At 71.0% G+C, this 13,552-nt stretch carries 5 protein-coding genes and 1 pseudogene; 3 read left to right on the top strand and 3 right to left on the bottom strand.

Annotation, left to right across the window (positions count from 1 at the left end; translation table 11 throughout):
* From ACGFIO_RS32750 to ACGFIO_RS32760, 3 genes and pseudogenes are all read right to left on the bottom strand, one after another.
* Nucleotides 1-7,244, bottom strand: a pseudogene (locus ACGFIO_RS32750) (hypothetical protein); the annotation flags it as partial.
* Between the two features lie 105 nt (nucleotides 7,245-7,349).
* Nucleotides 7,350-8,315, bottom strand: a complete 966-nt coding sequence (locus tag ACGFIO_RS32755; RefSeq protein WP_392832186.1) for a matrixin family metalloprotease — start codon at nucleotides 8,313-8,315, stop codon at nucleotides 7,350-7,352.
* A gap of 280 nt (nucleotides 8,316-8,595) precedes the next feature.
* Nucleotides 8,596-9,414, bottom strand: coding sequence for a single-stranded DNA-binding protein (locus tag ACGFIO_RS32760; RefSeq protein WP_392832189.1), 819 nt, complete (start codon nucleotides 9,412-9,414; stop codon nucleotides 8,596-8,598).
* 108 nt (nucleotides 9,415-9,522) lie between these two features.
* On the opposite strand from ACGFIO_RS32760, the gene ACGFIO_RS32765 reads away from it, so the two are divergent.
* The 3 genes from ACGFIO_RS32765 to ACGFIO_RS32775 all read left to right on the top strand — a co-directional run bounded on the left by ACGFIO_RS32765 (nucleotide 9,523) and on the right by ACGFIO_RS32775 (nucleotide 13,469).
* Nucleotides 9,523-10,524 (top strand): alpha/beta hydrolase, encoded by a 1,002-nt coding sequence (locus ACGFIO_RS32765; RefSeq protein ID WP_392832191.1) that lies wholly within the window; start codon nucleotides 9,523-9,525, stop codon nucleotides 10,522-10,524.
* Nucleotides 10,525-10,601: 77 nt separating this feature from the next.
* Nucleotides 10,602-11,312, top strand: a complete 711-nt coding sequence (locus ACGFIO_RS32770; RefSeq protein WP_392832193.1) for an ABC transporter ATP-binding protein — start codon at nucleotides 10,602-10,604, stop codon at nucleotides 11,310-11,312.
* 3 nt (nucleotides 11,313-11,315) lie between these two features.
* Nucleotides 11,316-13,469, top strand: a complete 2,154-nt coding sequence (locus ACGFIO_RS32775; protein ID WP_392832196.1) for an FtsX-like permease family protein — start codon at nucleotides 11,316-11,318, stop codon at nucleotides 13,467-13,469.
* The last annotated feature ends 83 nt before the right edge of the window (nucleotides 13,470-13,552 follow it).

Consider the following 13,552-nt stretch of genomic DNA (forward strand, 5'->3'; position numbering starts at 1 on the left):
GACTGTTCCACGGCCACCACCGGCGGCCGCCACACCAGGCCCCGTTGCTTTTCCCGAACCGTCGGTGGCTCGACCGGCAGACGCGGCGGGGGCTGGACCGGGATCACTTCCGGCCGCTCCGGCCGCTCCGGCCCGATGATCGGAGACGGCGGGGGATCCCAGTTGAGCTCCACCGGTTGGTGGGGAGGCCCGGACTGTTCCACGGCCACCACCGGCGGCCGCCACACCAGGCCCCGTTGCTTTTCCCGAACCGTCGGTGGCTCGACCGGCAGACGCGGCGGGGGCTGGGTCGGGATCACTTCCGGTTGCAGGGTGAGGACCGGCTGCAACTGTCCGGCCAGAGCCTCGCGGCCACCGGGACGGAACCGGACGTCCGCCGCCCGGATGGCCGAGACGTACCGGCCGGAACGCTCGACGGTGAACGAGCCGGGCTCGAGGTGGTTCGCCTCCAGGACCGCCAGTACATCGGTCTCGACGACCCGGTGCACCGGTGCCACCACCCGGTACCGGACGTCCGGCTGGTGGCGCTGGGCCCGATAGATCGTGGGCAGGGCCGAGTCGATGGTCGCGGTGTCCAGTTCCGGCGGCGGACCCTGCGGGTCGAACGACCACGCCGACAGCTCTCGCTGCCACGCCTCGTACTTCGCCGCCCGTCGCACGGTCTTCTGGGGGTGGTGGGTGCCGTTGGAGTCCAGGGCGAACGTGTAAGGCATGAGCTGGTTGGCCCGCTCGACCACGCGCAGATCATCCTCGAGCAGCGTCTTGGCCGTCTTCCGGCCGCCGCCGTAGCCCATCAGGGCCTGGACCACGAACCGCAGCGTCAGCCGCGGCTCCGGACCCACTTGACCGCCGGCCCGCCACGCCGCATGCAGGACCTGCCACTGCTGGTAGGACGTGGGGAGCACACCCGCGGCCAACGCGGCCGCCGGATCCGGCAGGCCGGGATCCTGGATCGTCTCCGGCGCCGGACCGCCCACCCCCGCCGGGCGAAACCGGACGTCACCCGCCTCGACGACGTAGCGGTTCTCCGACCGCCGGCCCCGATAGGAATCCGGTTCGAGGTTGTTCGCGACCAAGAGCGCTCGCAGATCCGATCCCGACACGGAGTTCAACGCCTTGTCCGGCCGAGCGACCCAGAACTCGGCCGCTCCCATCCGCTCCTGAAGCCGGTGCAGAACCGGCAGAGCCGACCTGATGACAGCGGAGTCCAGCACCGGCGGCGGACCCTGACCAGTACGCGCCCACTCCCCCAGCTCCCGCTGCCACTCCTCGTACCGCGCGGTCCACCGCACCACGTCGGTCGGAGATTTTCCCGGTTCGCGCAGCAGATCATAGGTGTACGACCCGATCCCCAGGTCGAGCTCGAGCTCGCGAAGGTCGTCGTCGCTGAGATCGGTTCGCTGCGGCGCCGTCAGGCCCCGCGCCGCGGCCAGCCTGCTTCTCAGATCGATCACGATGTCGGGTGTCGGCCGCGGCTCCGGCAGCATGTCGGGCGACCGGCGCCATGCCGCGTACCGGGTCTTGAACTCGTCGTACGGCCCCGGCTCAGGAGGGCGGCGATCCAACACGCGGAGGGCGAGTTCGACCGGCGCCTTACGCTTCGTCCCCCGTGCCGGTGGCTGCTCGCCGGACCGGGCCGCGTCCGTGACCCGACGCTCGGGTCGCAGCTGCGCCGCCAGCGCCTCACGCCCGTCCGGCCGGAACCGAACATCACCGGTCCGGATCACCGGCAGATTCAGCCCCTGCGAATCAGCCACATACGACCCCGGCTCGAGATGATTCGCCTCGACCACAGCCAGCACATCACTCACGCTCACCCGATGATCCGGAGCCAGAACCCGGTACACCGCCGACGACCCATGACGCTGAGCCTCATAAACAGTCGGCAGAGCCGACCTCACGATCGCCACGTCCAACTCCGGCGCAGCCCCCCGCGGATCCAACGACCACGCCGACAACGCCCGCTGCCACGCCTCATACCTCGCCGCCCACCGCACCACCGTCCGCTGAGAAGTCCCGCCGGCCGATTCGAACGTGAACGTGAACGGCATGAGCCGGTTGGCCCGCTCGATGACCCGCAGGTCGTGGTCGGAGAGCACCGCACCCATGCCGTAGGCCGACCGTGCCTGGCTCACCATGTGAAGAGTCAGCCGCGGCTCCGGATGTACCTCTCCGCCGGCCCGCCAGGCCGCATGCAGAACCTGCCACTGCCGGTACGACTTCGGCACCACGCCGGCGGCCACCGCGGCCGGCGGATCGGGCAGGCCGGAATCCTCGATCACCTCCTGTGCCGGGCCACCCACCCCGGCCGGGCGGAAGCGAACGTCATCCGCCTCGATCACAAGCTGGTTCACCGGTCGCCGGCCCCGATAGGAATCCGGCTCGAGGTCGTTCGCCACCAGGAACGCCCGCAGATCCAGCTCCGACACGGCATGCAGGGCCTTGTCCGGCCGGGCGACCCAGAACTCGGCCGCCCCGGTCTGTCCCTGAAGCCGGTACAGAGCCGGTAGGGCCGACCTGACCACGGCGGCGTCCAGCATCGGCGGCGGACCCTGACGAGTACGCGCCCACTCCCTCAGTTCCCGCTGCCAGATCAGGTACCTCTCGTCCCACTTCACCACGCCGGTCGGACGGGACCCGGGCCTCCGCCGGAAGTCGTAGGTGAACGGATCGACGCCCAGGTCGAGCTCGAGTTCACGCAGGTCGTCCTCGGTGGGCTCGGCGCGCTGCGGCAACGTCACGCCGCGCGCCCGGGCGAGCCCGCGTTTCAGGTCCATCAAGGCATCGAGCGCCGGCCACGGCTCTGGCACCGTGCCGGGAGACCGCTCCCAGGCCACGTACCGGGTTTTGAACTCGTCGTACCACTTCGGCTCGGCCGGGCGGGCGGGCCGATCGACCGGCGCCTTGTCCGTCGCCCGGCGCCGCGGTGGCTGCTCGCCGGACCGGGCCGCGTCCGTGACCCGACGCTCGGGTCGCAGCTGCGCCGCCAGCGCCTCACGCCCGTCCGGCCGGAACCGAACATCACCGGTCCGGATCACCGGCAGATTCAGCCCCTGCGAATCAGCCACATACGACCCCGGCTCGAGATGATTCGCCTCGACCACAGCCAGCACATCACTCACGCTCACCCGATGATCCGGAGCCAGAACCCGGTACACCGCCGACGACCCATGACGCTGAGCCTCATAAACAGTCGGCAGAGCCGACCTCACGATCGCCACGTCCAACTCCGGCGCAGCCCCCCGCGGATCCAACGACCACGCCGACAACGCCCGCTGCCACGCCTCGTACCTCGCCGTCCACCGCACCACCGTCCGCGGCGAATCCTTGTCCCCTGGCTCGAAGGCGAAGGTGAACGGCGTGAGCCGGTTGACGCGTTCGACGATGCGCAGGTCGTGGTCGGTCAGCAAGGAATCGCTGGTCGGCGTACCGCCGTGGGCCGTCCGCGCCTGAACCACCAGATGCGAAGTGAGACGCGGCTCCGGATGAGCCTCGCCACTCGCGCGCCACGCGGCATGCAACACCCGCCACTGCTGGTACGAACTGGGGGGCACCGCGGCGGCCACGGCGGCCATCGGATCCGGCAACGCGGGATCCTCGACGGGCTCCCGCGCCGGACCGCCCACCCCCGCCGGGCGGAACCGGACGTCACCCGCCTCGACGATAAGCTGGTTGCTCGGTCGCCGGCCCCGATAGGAATCCGGCTCGAGGCCGTTCGCCACCAGCAACGCCCGCAGATCCCCCTCCAACACGGTGTGCAGGGCCTTGTCCGGCCGGGCGACCCAGAACTCGGCCGCACCCACCGACTCCTGAATCCGGTACAGGGCAGGCAGAGCCGACCTGAGGACAGCGACATCGATCACCGGCGGCGGACCCTGCCGGGTGCGCGCCCAATCGGCCAGATCGCGCTGCCACGCCTCGTACCGCGCGGTCCACTTCACCACGTTCGTCGGGTGGTATCCGACGCCGCGCTGGAAGTCGTACGTGAACGGCTCGGCACCGATGTCGAGCTCGATCTCTCGCAGAACGTCGTCGGTGGTGCGTTTCGGGCTGGACCGCGCACTGGGATCCTTCGGGCGCTCGAACAGCCACTTCGCCTGGTTGACGAGCGCAAGGGTGAGCCGCGGTTCGGACGCCTGTCCGGGGTCCTCCCGCCACGCGGCATGCTCTCTCCTGAACGCCCCGTACGTCACGGGTTCCGTCCGCTCCGCCGGCTCGGGCGACGGTTCCCTCCGGTGGTCCGGCCGGCGGCGCGGCGGGGCGGGGGCGGCCGGGCGAGCGGGGGCGGCGGGCGCGGCAGAGGCGGCGGGCGCAGCAGAGGCGTCCGGCGCAGCAGAGGCGGCGGGCCGGCCGGTCCGGTGGACACGGACGTTCGCGCGCTCGATGGTGATCCACGTGCCGGGTCGGCCTCGGATCATCGCGTACGAGTCGAGCTCGAGACCGTTGGCTTCCAGCAGAGCACGCACATCGTTCTCGGAGACGTTGTGCGGCGCCAGCTTCACCGGTTGCTTGATCGGAAAACGGGTGGGACGCCCCCTGTGCTCCGCGGCGATCACCGTCAGCCCGGATCGGACGATGGCCGCGTCCAGGTCCGGAGCGGTCGCCCGGAGCCCGAGCTTCCAGTCGATCAGCTCCTCCCGGAAGGCGAGGTACTTGGCTTCCCGCCTGACGACATCCCTGATCTGCTTCCCGCTCCGGTCGAACTCGAAGGTGAACGCGGCGAACCCGCTGTGTTTCTCGATGGCCCGGAGGACCCGGTCGGGCAGATAGGACGGCGCCTCGCTGATGCCGTCGAGTTCTTCCCTCAACGTCGCTTTCGCCTGAACGACGTGGGCCAGGGTGAGCCGGGGTTCCGGCCCGGCGGCGGGGTCGCGTCGCCAGGCGGCGTGCAGGACCCGCCAATCCTCGTAATGCTCCGGGACGACGCCGTTACGTACCTCCCGGAACGGATCCCGCGTCGGGTCGCTCAGAGCCGACTCGTGCAGTGGATCGATCGCGGGCTCGGTGTTGCCCAGGCGATAGGGGGCCGGCGCCATGCCCGAGATCTGGGCCACCAGTTGCCGTTCGTACTCGTGCGAGTCGTTCATCGCTTCGGTGAGCGACACCAGCCGAGCGTGCAGCCCGGCGACGGTCCGGGCCCGCTCCGCCCACGCGTCGGTGTCGTCGTGGCTCAGGGTCCGAGCCGCGCGTTCCAGGCGTTCCAGGTGCGACAACACCTGGGTCTGGGTGTCTGGCTCAGTGATCTCCTTGTCGGCGAGCGGCCGGCCGTCCTCGTCGCGCCCGCTGATCCATTCGGGGTACCAGTGCCGCGTCCGGATGTCGTCGAGGTCCTGCAGGGATGAGACGGCCCGCTGGAACGCGACCTCGTCGAGCGGCCAGGTCGGGTCGAGGGCGGCCTTGTTCCGCTGCAGTTCCCGGGTGAACCTCAACGGCTCCGACGGGTCGTCGGTGAGGTCGAAGAGGTCATCGAGCTCGCTCAGGATCTCTTCCCGCTGCTCGGACAGCGTCCGCCGGTCCAGATAAAGGTCGCGTACCGTGCCCGAGCCTCGCGCCCATTCATCGGACGGCCGCGCCGGGACCGTGGGCGATGCTTCGGTGGGCTCCGACTCCGACTCCGACTCCGGTCCCGGCTCGGGCTCGGGCTCGGGCTCGGGCTCGGGTTCGGGCTCGGGTTCGGCGAGGACGTCCGTCATGGTCACGTCGCCCGGCTCGTCGACCGATTCCACGACCGGCTCGGGGACCGGTTCGTGGTCGCTCAGGCCGAGGTCCTGATCCGGCATCTCGAAGGACGGGCCGGTGGGCGAGTCCGCGACCTCCGAGTCCTCATCCGTTCCGGGGTCCGGCACCGGGTCCCGGGGCGGTTCCTCCTCGTGGGGCGGACTCGGCATGGCCTGCCGCAGCAACTCGTCGAAATCGAACTCCGGTTCGCTGACCTGCGGCCACAGCTCGTCGTCGAATTGCGGCGCCTGTTCCAGCTGCCGCATCCATGCGATCTCCTCCGGCGACGGGGTGTCCGCCATCAGGTAGTCCGGCAGCTGCGAGAACTCGTTCGAGAAGAAATCCATCGGGTCGGGGGCCCCGGCCTCGTTCGTCGCATCGAGTTCGTCCGCCATGCCGGGGTCGCCGAACCGCATCGACGCGACGATGATCTCGTTGTGGATCGGCACCGGTGGCAGCATGGTGTGGTCCGGCCGGTCGAACCGGCTCGTGATGTCGGCTGTCGACATCGGAAGGCCCGGGTCCGTCCGGCCGATCAGCCCGGCCAGCGTCGTCGGCGTACCGTCCGCGTCCACCGCGGTGACCCGGGTCGACGGCTCGGCCAGCACGCCGGACAGCCAGGTCCGGGGTTCGGATCCGGGGGCCAGGTCCTCGATCGCCGGCACCGGCGTGGTGCCGCCCTGGTCGGGTGCGCGGTACATCCAGACGGAGCCCGCGGCATGCTCGCGGGTCCGGGCGAACACCACCAGCACCCCCGAGCCCGGGGCGGCCGCCAACGCCTGATCGACCTGGTCCGGGGACGCGGGTTCGAGGGTGGCACCCGCGACCTCGAGCAGTTCGTCCATCGTGGCCGGGGTCGTGGCCGGCAGCGGGTCTCCGGGCCGGCCGTAACGAGCCAGATAGGCACCGTAGGCATAGGCCACCGTGCCGCCCGTGCGCCCACCCGATCCGACCGGCACCACCCGGTGTTCGTCCCTGATCGCGACTTCCCGGGCCGCCCAGTCGTCGAGACGGCGCATCGAGGGCGGCTCGCCCGAGGTCACCGCCCGCCACGCCTCGACGACCGCCTCGCGGGCCGCGGCCTGCGCCCGGGTCAGCAGCCGCACCGACGTGGCGTCGGCCCACCCGGTCTCCCGGCCCAGCTTGTCGATCGGCATCGCCCGCCCCGACGTCGACAGTTCCGGCCGCACCGGCAGCAGCAACGACACGTCGTAGAGGTCGCCGAGATCCTCCAGCGCCGCCGGGTCCGAGGGTCCGTCCAGCACGTTCGGCGGAGGTTTCACCGCGACGTGCGCGCCCACCCGGGCCGGGAGACCGCCCAGGAAGCGCAGCACGATCGACGCACGTTCCGCGCCCGGTGCCGGGTGCACCACCACGACACCGGGAACCGGCTCCGTCACCAGCGCCGCCGCCAGCGGCATCAACTCGATCGGCTCGGTCACCGGCCGGTTGTGCACGTACACGCCGCTGGGCACCGGGATGATCCGGCCGTCGTGACAGATGACGAATTCACGGGCGGAACTCACAGCGCGACTCCCCTGTTCGGACAGGGCTTCACGTGATCCCCGCCATACGAACGGACTAGTCCGCCACGCGGTTCATGGCGTGAGACCGGGGAGTCGCACCCCGCCTCAGCGGTAGCCGTACAGGCTGATCAGGCCGTTGAAGTCACCCAGAGCCAGGGTGCGGAAGTTGGTGCTGCAGTTGTAGACGGCCGCCGCCATGGTTTCCTCGTCGTGCCCCGACGGCGGGTGGTTCAGCCCGAAGGTGTGCCCGCGCTCATGGGTGGTGACCGACTCCAGGTCGAACGACCAGCCGTTGTTCGGGCACGCGCCCCGGCCGTTCCACCAGACATAGTTGTAGTTGGCCAGCATGTCCGAGGTCTGGACGATGCCGCGCGATCCGTTGGGCTGATACCAGGTGCAGGTGACGGCCAGCACCCCGTCGCCGTAGCTGCCCCACCCGGTGATGCTCCAGGCGTCCGACTGCCCGCACCCGCTGCCGGTGATGTTCGGCCCGACACCGACCCGCCCGCCGTAGGTCTGGTTGACGTTGGGCTGCCCACCCAGACCACAGTCGTTGTACCCGGCGACGATGGCCCGCGTGGCGTTCACGACCGCGGCCTCGGCGTCGGCCGACGACAGCCCGCTGCGCGAGTCGTCAGCCGGCGCGTAATACCAGTAGTAGCTCCCGCCGACCCCGTAATACCAGGGGAACAGGACGTAGGTGTTGTCACTGCACGCCGCCGGCGCGGCCGCCGCTGTGGCCCGTCCACCGGCGTCCTTCGAGGTCCGAATCGTGACCGTGCCGTCCGCGGCGGTGCTGACGTCGAGCGTCTCCTCACCGCCGACCAGCAACGCGGTGGCGACAACCCCGTGCCCCGGGGCAGGCACGGTCGCCGCGGCCTTCACCCCTCGGACGGTACGGCCCGGAGCGACGCAGCCGCCCGGAGCGTTGCGTTGCGGCAAGGCGGAGGCGCTGAGTTCGCCGCTGGGACAGGCGGCGGCCTGAGCAGGCGAAACAGCGGGCAGGGAGACGGCGGATCCGGCGATGAGCGTGAGGACGGCGAGCAACGCCCGCCTGACGGGGATTCTCATACATTCAAGATTGCCAATGTCTCAGGCAAAGTCCAGACATTGACCACCATCTCTACATCCGCAACCTTTGGCCCGCCCGTAAAACCTGACCCTCTCACTATTTGGCCTCAAGCCTCTTGAGAGTCGGAGCATGGTCGAGGAGCGCCCGGCTCCTCGGCGGGGCGGCCACCGCGGGCGATCAGATACGGAACCGGCTTGCTCATCCCGAGATCTTGACCTCGCACCGCGGGAGGGACCGGCGGCCGCCCGGGCCACATGGCTCCGGGCGGCCGCCGGCCGGTTACGCCGGGACGGGCTGGCGGCGGCTGCGACGCGACCGGCGCTGGTTCACCTCGTCCTCCAGACGCTCCACCTCGAGCTGGATCTCGGGCGGCGTGGGCGGCGTGGGAGTGCCGGGCGCGGGCGGTTCGGGATCGTCGTCCCCGCCGCCGTCGGGCTCGCTCGGCTTCGACTCCCCGGTCTCGGAGACCGCCCCCGCCTCCGAGACCGCCCCGGCCTCGTTGACCTCCTTGGCTTCGCTGACCTCCTTGTCGAAAGGCTCGGGGCCACCGCCGGCCAGGAGCGCGGCCGCCACCACGGGGTCGAGGGCCAACGGCTGCTCGACGAAGCGTGGCTCCTCGGTGTCGATGGGCAGCCCGTCGCCGTAGGTCACCGGACGGCCGTTGACCGCCTCGGCCGCCTCGCCGCGGACCACGCCGTCGGACTCGGGGCTGTCGGCGGTGGTCACGCCGGCCGGGCGGGTGCGGAACAGCTTGGTGCGTCCGCGGGACAGGTCGTGGCCAATCGCCATGGCCTCCATCTCGTACGAGGTCCGCGGGTTGTTCTCCGAGTCGACCCAATCGCGGGTGTAGAACCGGCCGAACACCATGATCGGATCGCCGACGGCCACCGAGGCACCGACGTTCTCGGCCAGGCGGCGCCAGCAGTTGACGCGTACTCGCAGGCTGTCGCCGTCGACCCAGCGGTTGTTGTCCTTGTCGAAGCGACGGGAGGTGGAGGCCACCCGGAAGTTGGCGACCAGCGTGTTGCTCTTGGCCGTGCGCCGCCACTCGGGTGCGGTCAGCACGTTGCCGACGATCGAGATCGGGGTGTCGTACATGATGAGTTGTCCTTTTCTCTCGAACTGCTGTGGCGGCAACTGAACCGGAGGCGTCCAAGATCAGGTTCGAGCCTGTGGACAACCGGGGACTGTGGATAACCTGGTGCCGTGGAGACCGACGTCCTGGGGCCGCCGTACGAGCGGCACACCATCGATCTGGGCACCGACGACGAGGGCAAGGTCGTGGCGACGCTGGTCCGCCGCCGCGGTGACCAGCCCAGCCGCCGCGCGGTGCTGTACGTCCACGGCTTCGTGGACTATTTCTTCCAGACCCATCTGGCTGACTTCTTCGTCGAGCGGGGCTGGGACTTCTACGCCCTCGACCTGCGCAAATACGGCCGCAGCCTGCTCTCGCACCAGACCCCGAACTTCTGCCGCAGCCTCACCGACTACTTCCCCGAGCTGGACGAGTCGGCACGCATCATCCGATCGGTCGACGGCCACGACCAGCTGCTCGTGGTGGCGCACTCCACCGGCGGGCTGACCACGTCACTGTGGGCCCACGCGCGGCAGGGTCAGGGCCTGATCGACGGCCTGTTCCTGAACAGCCCGTTCTTCGAGTTCAACAACCCGTGGCTGGTCCGCGGCCCGCTGATGTCCCTGATCACGGCGACCAGCGCGAAGCGCACCCCGTACCGGATCATTCCGGTCAAAGCGCTCGGCCTCTACGGCCAGAGCCTGCACGCGACCGAGCGCGGCGAGTGGACCTACGACCTGAACTGGAAACCGGTCCTCGGCTTCCCGATCACGGCGGGCTGGCTGCAGGCCATCCGGCGCGGTCAGTCGCGGCTGCGCCGCGGACTGCAGATCGACGCGCCGGTCCTGGTGGCGTGCTCGACGCGGACCTTCCGGGGCAAGGACTGGGATGACGATGTACGCCTGACCGACGCGGTTCTCGATGTCGAACACATCGCCCGCTGGGCGCCGCGCCTCGGCCCGCACGTGACACTGACTCGCTTCGACGGCGGCATGCACGACCTCACGCTCTCCGGCAAGCAGGTCCGGGCCGAGGTGTTCCGCGAGCTGGCCCGCTGGACCGACGCGTTCCTGCCCGCGCCCGGCACACCGGAGGTCGAGGTCCCGCCCGCCCCTGAGGATGTCACCACCTGACGGGTAGTGCCTGCCATACCAAAGTTGTGCAGTGCGCTTCATGGTCGTCCAGCCGCGCCGAAAATAGCGTTTCACCCATGCCAAACGACGACGCAGTACGGGTGGAACAACTAGTACGCACCTACCGCTCCGGACCCGACACCGTCACCGCCCTCGCCGGCGTCGACGCGGCCTTCGTCCGTGGCACCTTCACCGCTGTCATGGGCCCGTCCGGCTCCGGCAAGAGCACGCTGCTGCAGACCGCCGCCGGGCTCGACCGCCCGACCTCGGGCCGGGTCTGGATCGGTGACACCGAGCTGTCGCGGCTCTCCGAGACCAAGCTGACCATGCTGCGCCGCAACCGGATCGGGTTCGTCTTCCAGAGCTACAACCTGATCGGCGCGCTGACCGTGCGCGAGAACATCGAGCTGCCGCTGCGCCTGGCCGGCACCCGGCCCGACCGCGGCTGGCTCGACGAGGTGGTCGCCCGGGTCGGGCTCGGCCCGCGGCTGCGGCACCGGCCGGCCGAGCTGTCCGGCGGCCAGCAACAGCGGGTCGCGATCGCCCGGGCGCTGGCCACCCGGCCCGACGTGATCTTCTCGGACGAGCCGACCGGCGCGCTCGACTCGCAGACCGCGGCCGAGGTGCTCGGCCTGCTGCGGTCGGTCGTCGACGGGTACGGGCAGACGGTCATCATGGTCACCCACGATCGCGGGGCCGCTTCGTACGCGGACCGGGTCCTGCACATGAGTGACGGCAGCATCGTCCGCGCCGAGGCCATGCACAGCGTGCTGGCGCAGGTGGGCTGACCCATGACCAAGCTCGCCGTACGCCTGCTGCGCCACCGCCCCGGCAGCGCCACCGCCACCCTCATCGCCCTGACCTTCGGCGTCATGATCCTGATGGCGATGGGCTCGCTGGTCGACGCCGGCCTCCGCCACACCCCCACACCGCAGCGTTACGCCGCCGCCGACATCGTCGTCGCCCGCACCGAGATGACGTTCACGACCAAGGAGTTCGGAGACACCACGACCACACGAGTACGTCTGCCCGAGGCCGGCACCGTGCCCGCGGCGCTCGCCGACCAGGTCCGTGCCGTGCGCGGCGTGACGTCGGCGACCACTGTCCCGTCCACCCGCCCGGGCCAGGTCACGGCCATCCTCATCAAGGCCGGCCCCGACGCCGACCGCGCCGCTCTGTCCCGGCTCGCCGCCACCGCCGGCGCCGCCACCTTCACCGGCTCCGACCGCGGCACCGCCGAGGGCACCGCCGAGACCGCCGCCACGGACCTCCTCGTGCAGGTCGGCGCCTCGTTCGGCGGCTACGTGGTAATGCTGGTCATCTTCGTCGTCGCCGGCCTGGTCGGCCTGTCCGTCCGCCACCGGCGGCGCGACCTGGCCCTGCTGCGGGCCATCGCCGCCACCCCCGGCCAGGTCCGCCGCATGCTGGTCGCCGAGGCCGCCCTGCTCAGCGGGGTCGGCGCCGTGCTCGGCCTGCCCCTGGGCGTGCTCGCCACCTCGTGGGTGAGCGGCGAACTGGTCCACCGCGGCTTCGTCCCCGCGTCCGTGCCGCTCGGTCCCAGCCCGCTCGCCGCCGTGGCCGCCGCCGCCGTCATCGCCCTGGTGGCCATGCTCGCCGCCGTGGTCGCGGCCCGGCGCGCCACCGCGATCCGCCCGACCGAGGCCCTCGGCGAGTCGGCCGTCGAACCGTCCGGCCCCGGCCCCGTCCGTGCCGTCTTCGGCGTGCTCACGCTGAGCGGCGCCTTCTCCGCGGGCGGTTTCGCCGCCGGCACCGGTGGCATCACGGCCATCTCCGGCGCGGTCGGCATGCTCTACCTCTTCGTCACCGCGGTCGCCCTGCTCGCACCGTGGATCAACCGGGGCGCGGCGCGGTTGCTCGAGCCGGTGCTGCGGCTGTTCGCGGGTACGAGCGGCTACCTGGCCGCGGCCAACCTGCGGGCCAACGCCCGGGGTACGGCCACGGTGCTCACCGCGCTGGTGCTGTCGGTCGGGTTCGGTGGCTCGGTGTGGTTCCTGCAGGACAACATGCAGCGGGCGACGGTCACGCAGACCCACGACGGCATGCTGGCCCAGCAGGCGGTGGTCGACCCGGCGCGGTTCGACCAGGCCGGCCGGCTGCCCGGGGTCACGGCTGTGACGCCCGTGCGCCACACCTCGGTCCTGGTCAAGATGTTCGACAGCGCCGAACCGGTCTCCGCCCAGGCCGTCGACCCCGCCACCGCCCCGGCGACCATCGACCCCGGCGTGACCGAGGGCAGTCTGGCCGCGGTCGGCCCCGACAGCATGGCGGTCTCCGCGATGCAGGCGTCGTCCAACAGCTGGAAGATCGGCGACCGCCCCCAGATCTGGCTGGCCGACGGCACCCCCGTCAAGCTCCGCGTGGCCGCCATCTACACCCGTGGCCTGGCCTTCGGCGACGTCATCCTCGACACCCGCACCCTGGCCCCCGGTCCGCCGGACCAGCTCCTCGTCCGCTCGGACAAGCCCATCACCGCCCCCGGCGTGGTCCCCACCACAGATTTGACCAGCCAGCTGGCAACCGACATGGAGACCAGCGCCTGGCTGAACAAACTCCTGGTCGGCGTGATGGTCGGCTACGCCGCCCTGGCCGCCGCCAACGCCATGGTCCTAGCCGCCCTGGCCCGGGGCCGCGAACTGGCCGCCCTCCGCATGGCCGGCACCACCCGCCGCCAGGTCGGCCGCATGGTCAACGCCGAACAGGCCGGCCTCCTGGGCATGGCCGTCGTCATCGGCGGCGTGATCGCCGCGGTCACCCTGGTCGCTGTCGTACACGCCCTGACCGGCAGCTTCCTCCCCTACATCCCACCGTTGGGCTGGGCCGCCGTCCTCGGCGGAGCCACTCTCCTGGCCATGACCACGACAATCCTCCCGATCCGCCGCCTCCTCCGCACCCCGCCGGTCCAGGCCCTGGGCACCCGCGAGTGACCCCCGCTCCACCCGCCCGGCGGCCTCCGCTCCAGCCCTTGGACTCGCGGCGGCCGCCGGCCGTCTTACCTGGCCCGAGTCTT

The sequence above is a fragment of the Actinoplanes sp. NPDC049265 genome, assembly GCF_043197135.1.
GTDB lineage: Bacteria > Actinomycetota > Actinomycetes > Mycobacteriales > Micromonosporaceae > Actinoplanes.

Coding starts and splice junctions, on each gene's coding strand:
- ACGFIO_RS32755 (WP_392832186.1), bottom strand. CDS start 8,315: ATGAGAATCCCCGTCAGGCGGGCGTTGCTCGCCGTCCTCACGCTCATC.
- ACGFIO_RS32760 (WP_392832189.1), bottom strand. CDS start 9,414: ATGTACGACACCCCGATCTCGATCGTCGGCAACGTGCTGACCGCACCC.
- ACGFIO_RS32770 (WP_392832193.1), top strand. CDS start 10,602: ATGCCAAACGACGACGCAGTACGGGTGGAACAACTAGTACGCACCTAC.
- ACGFIO_RS32775 (WP_392832196.1), top strand. CDS start 11,316: ATGACCAAGCTCGCCGTACGCCTGCTGCGCCACCGCCCCGGCAGCGCC.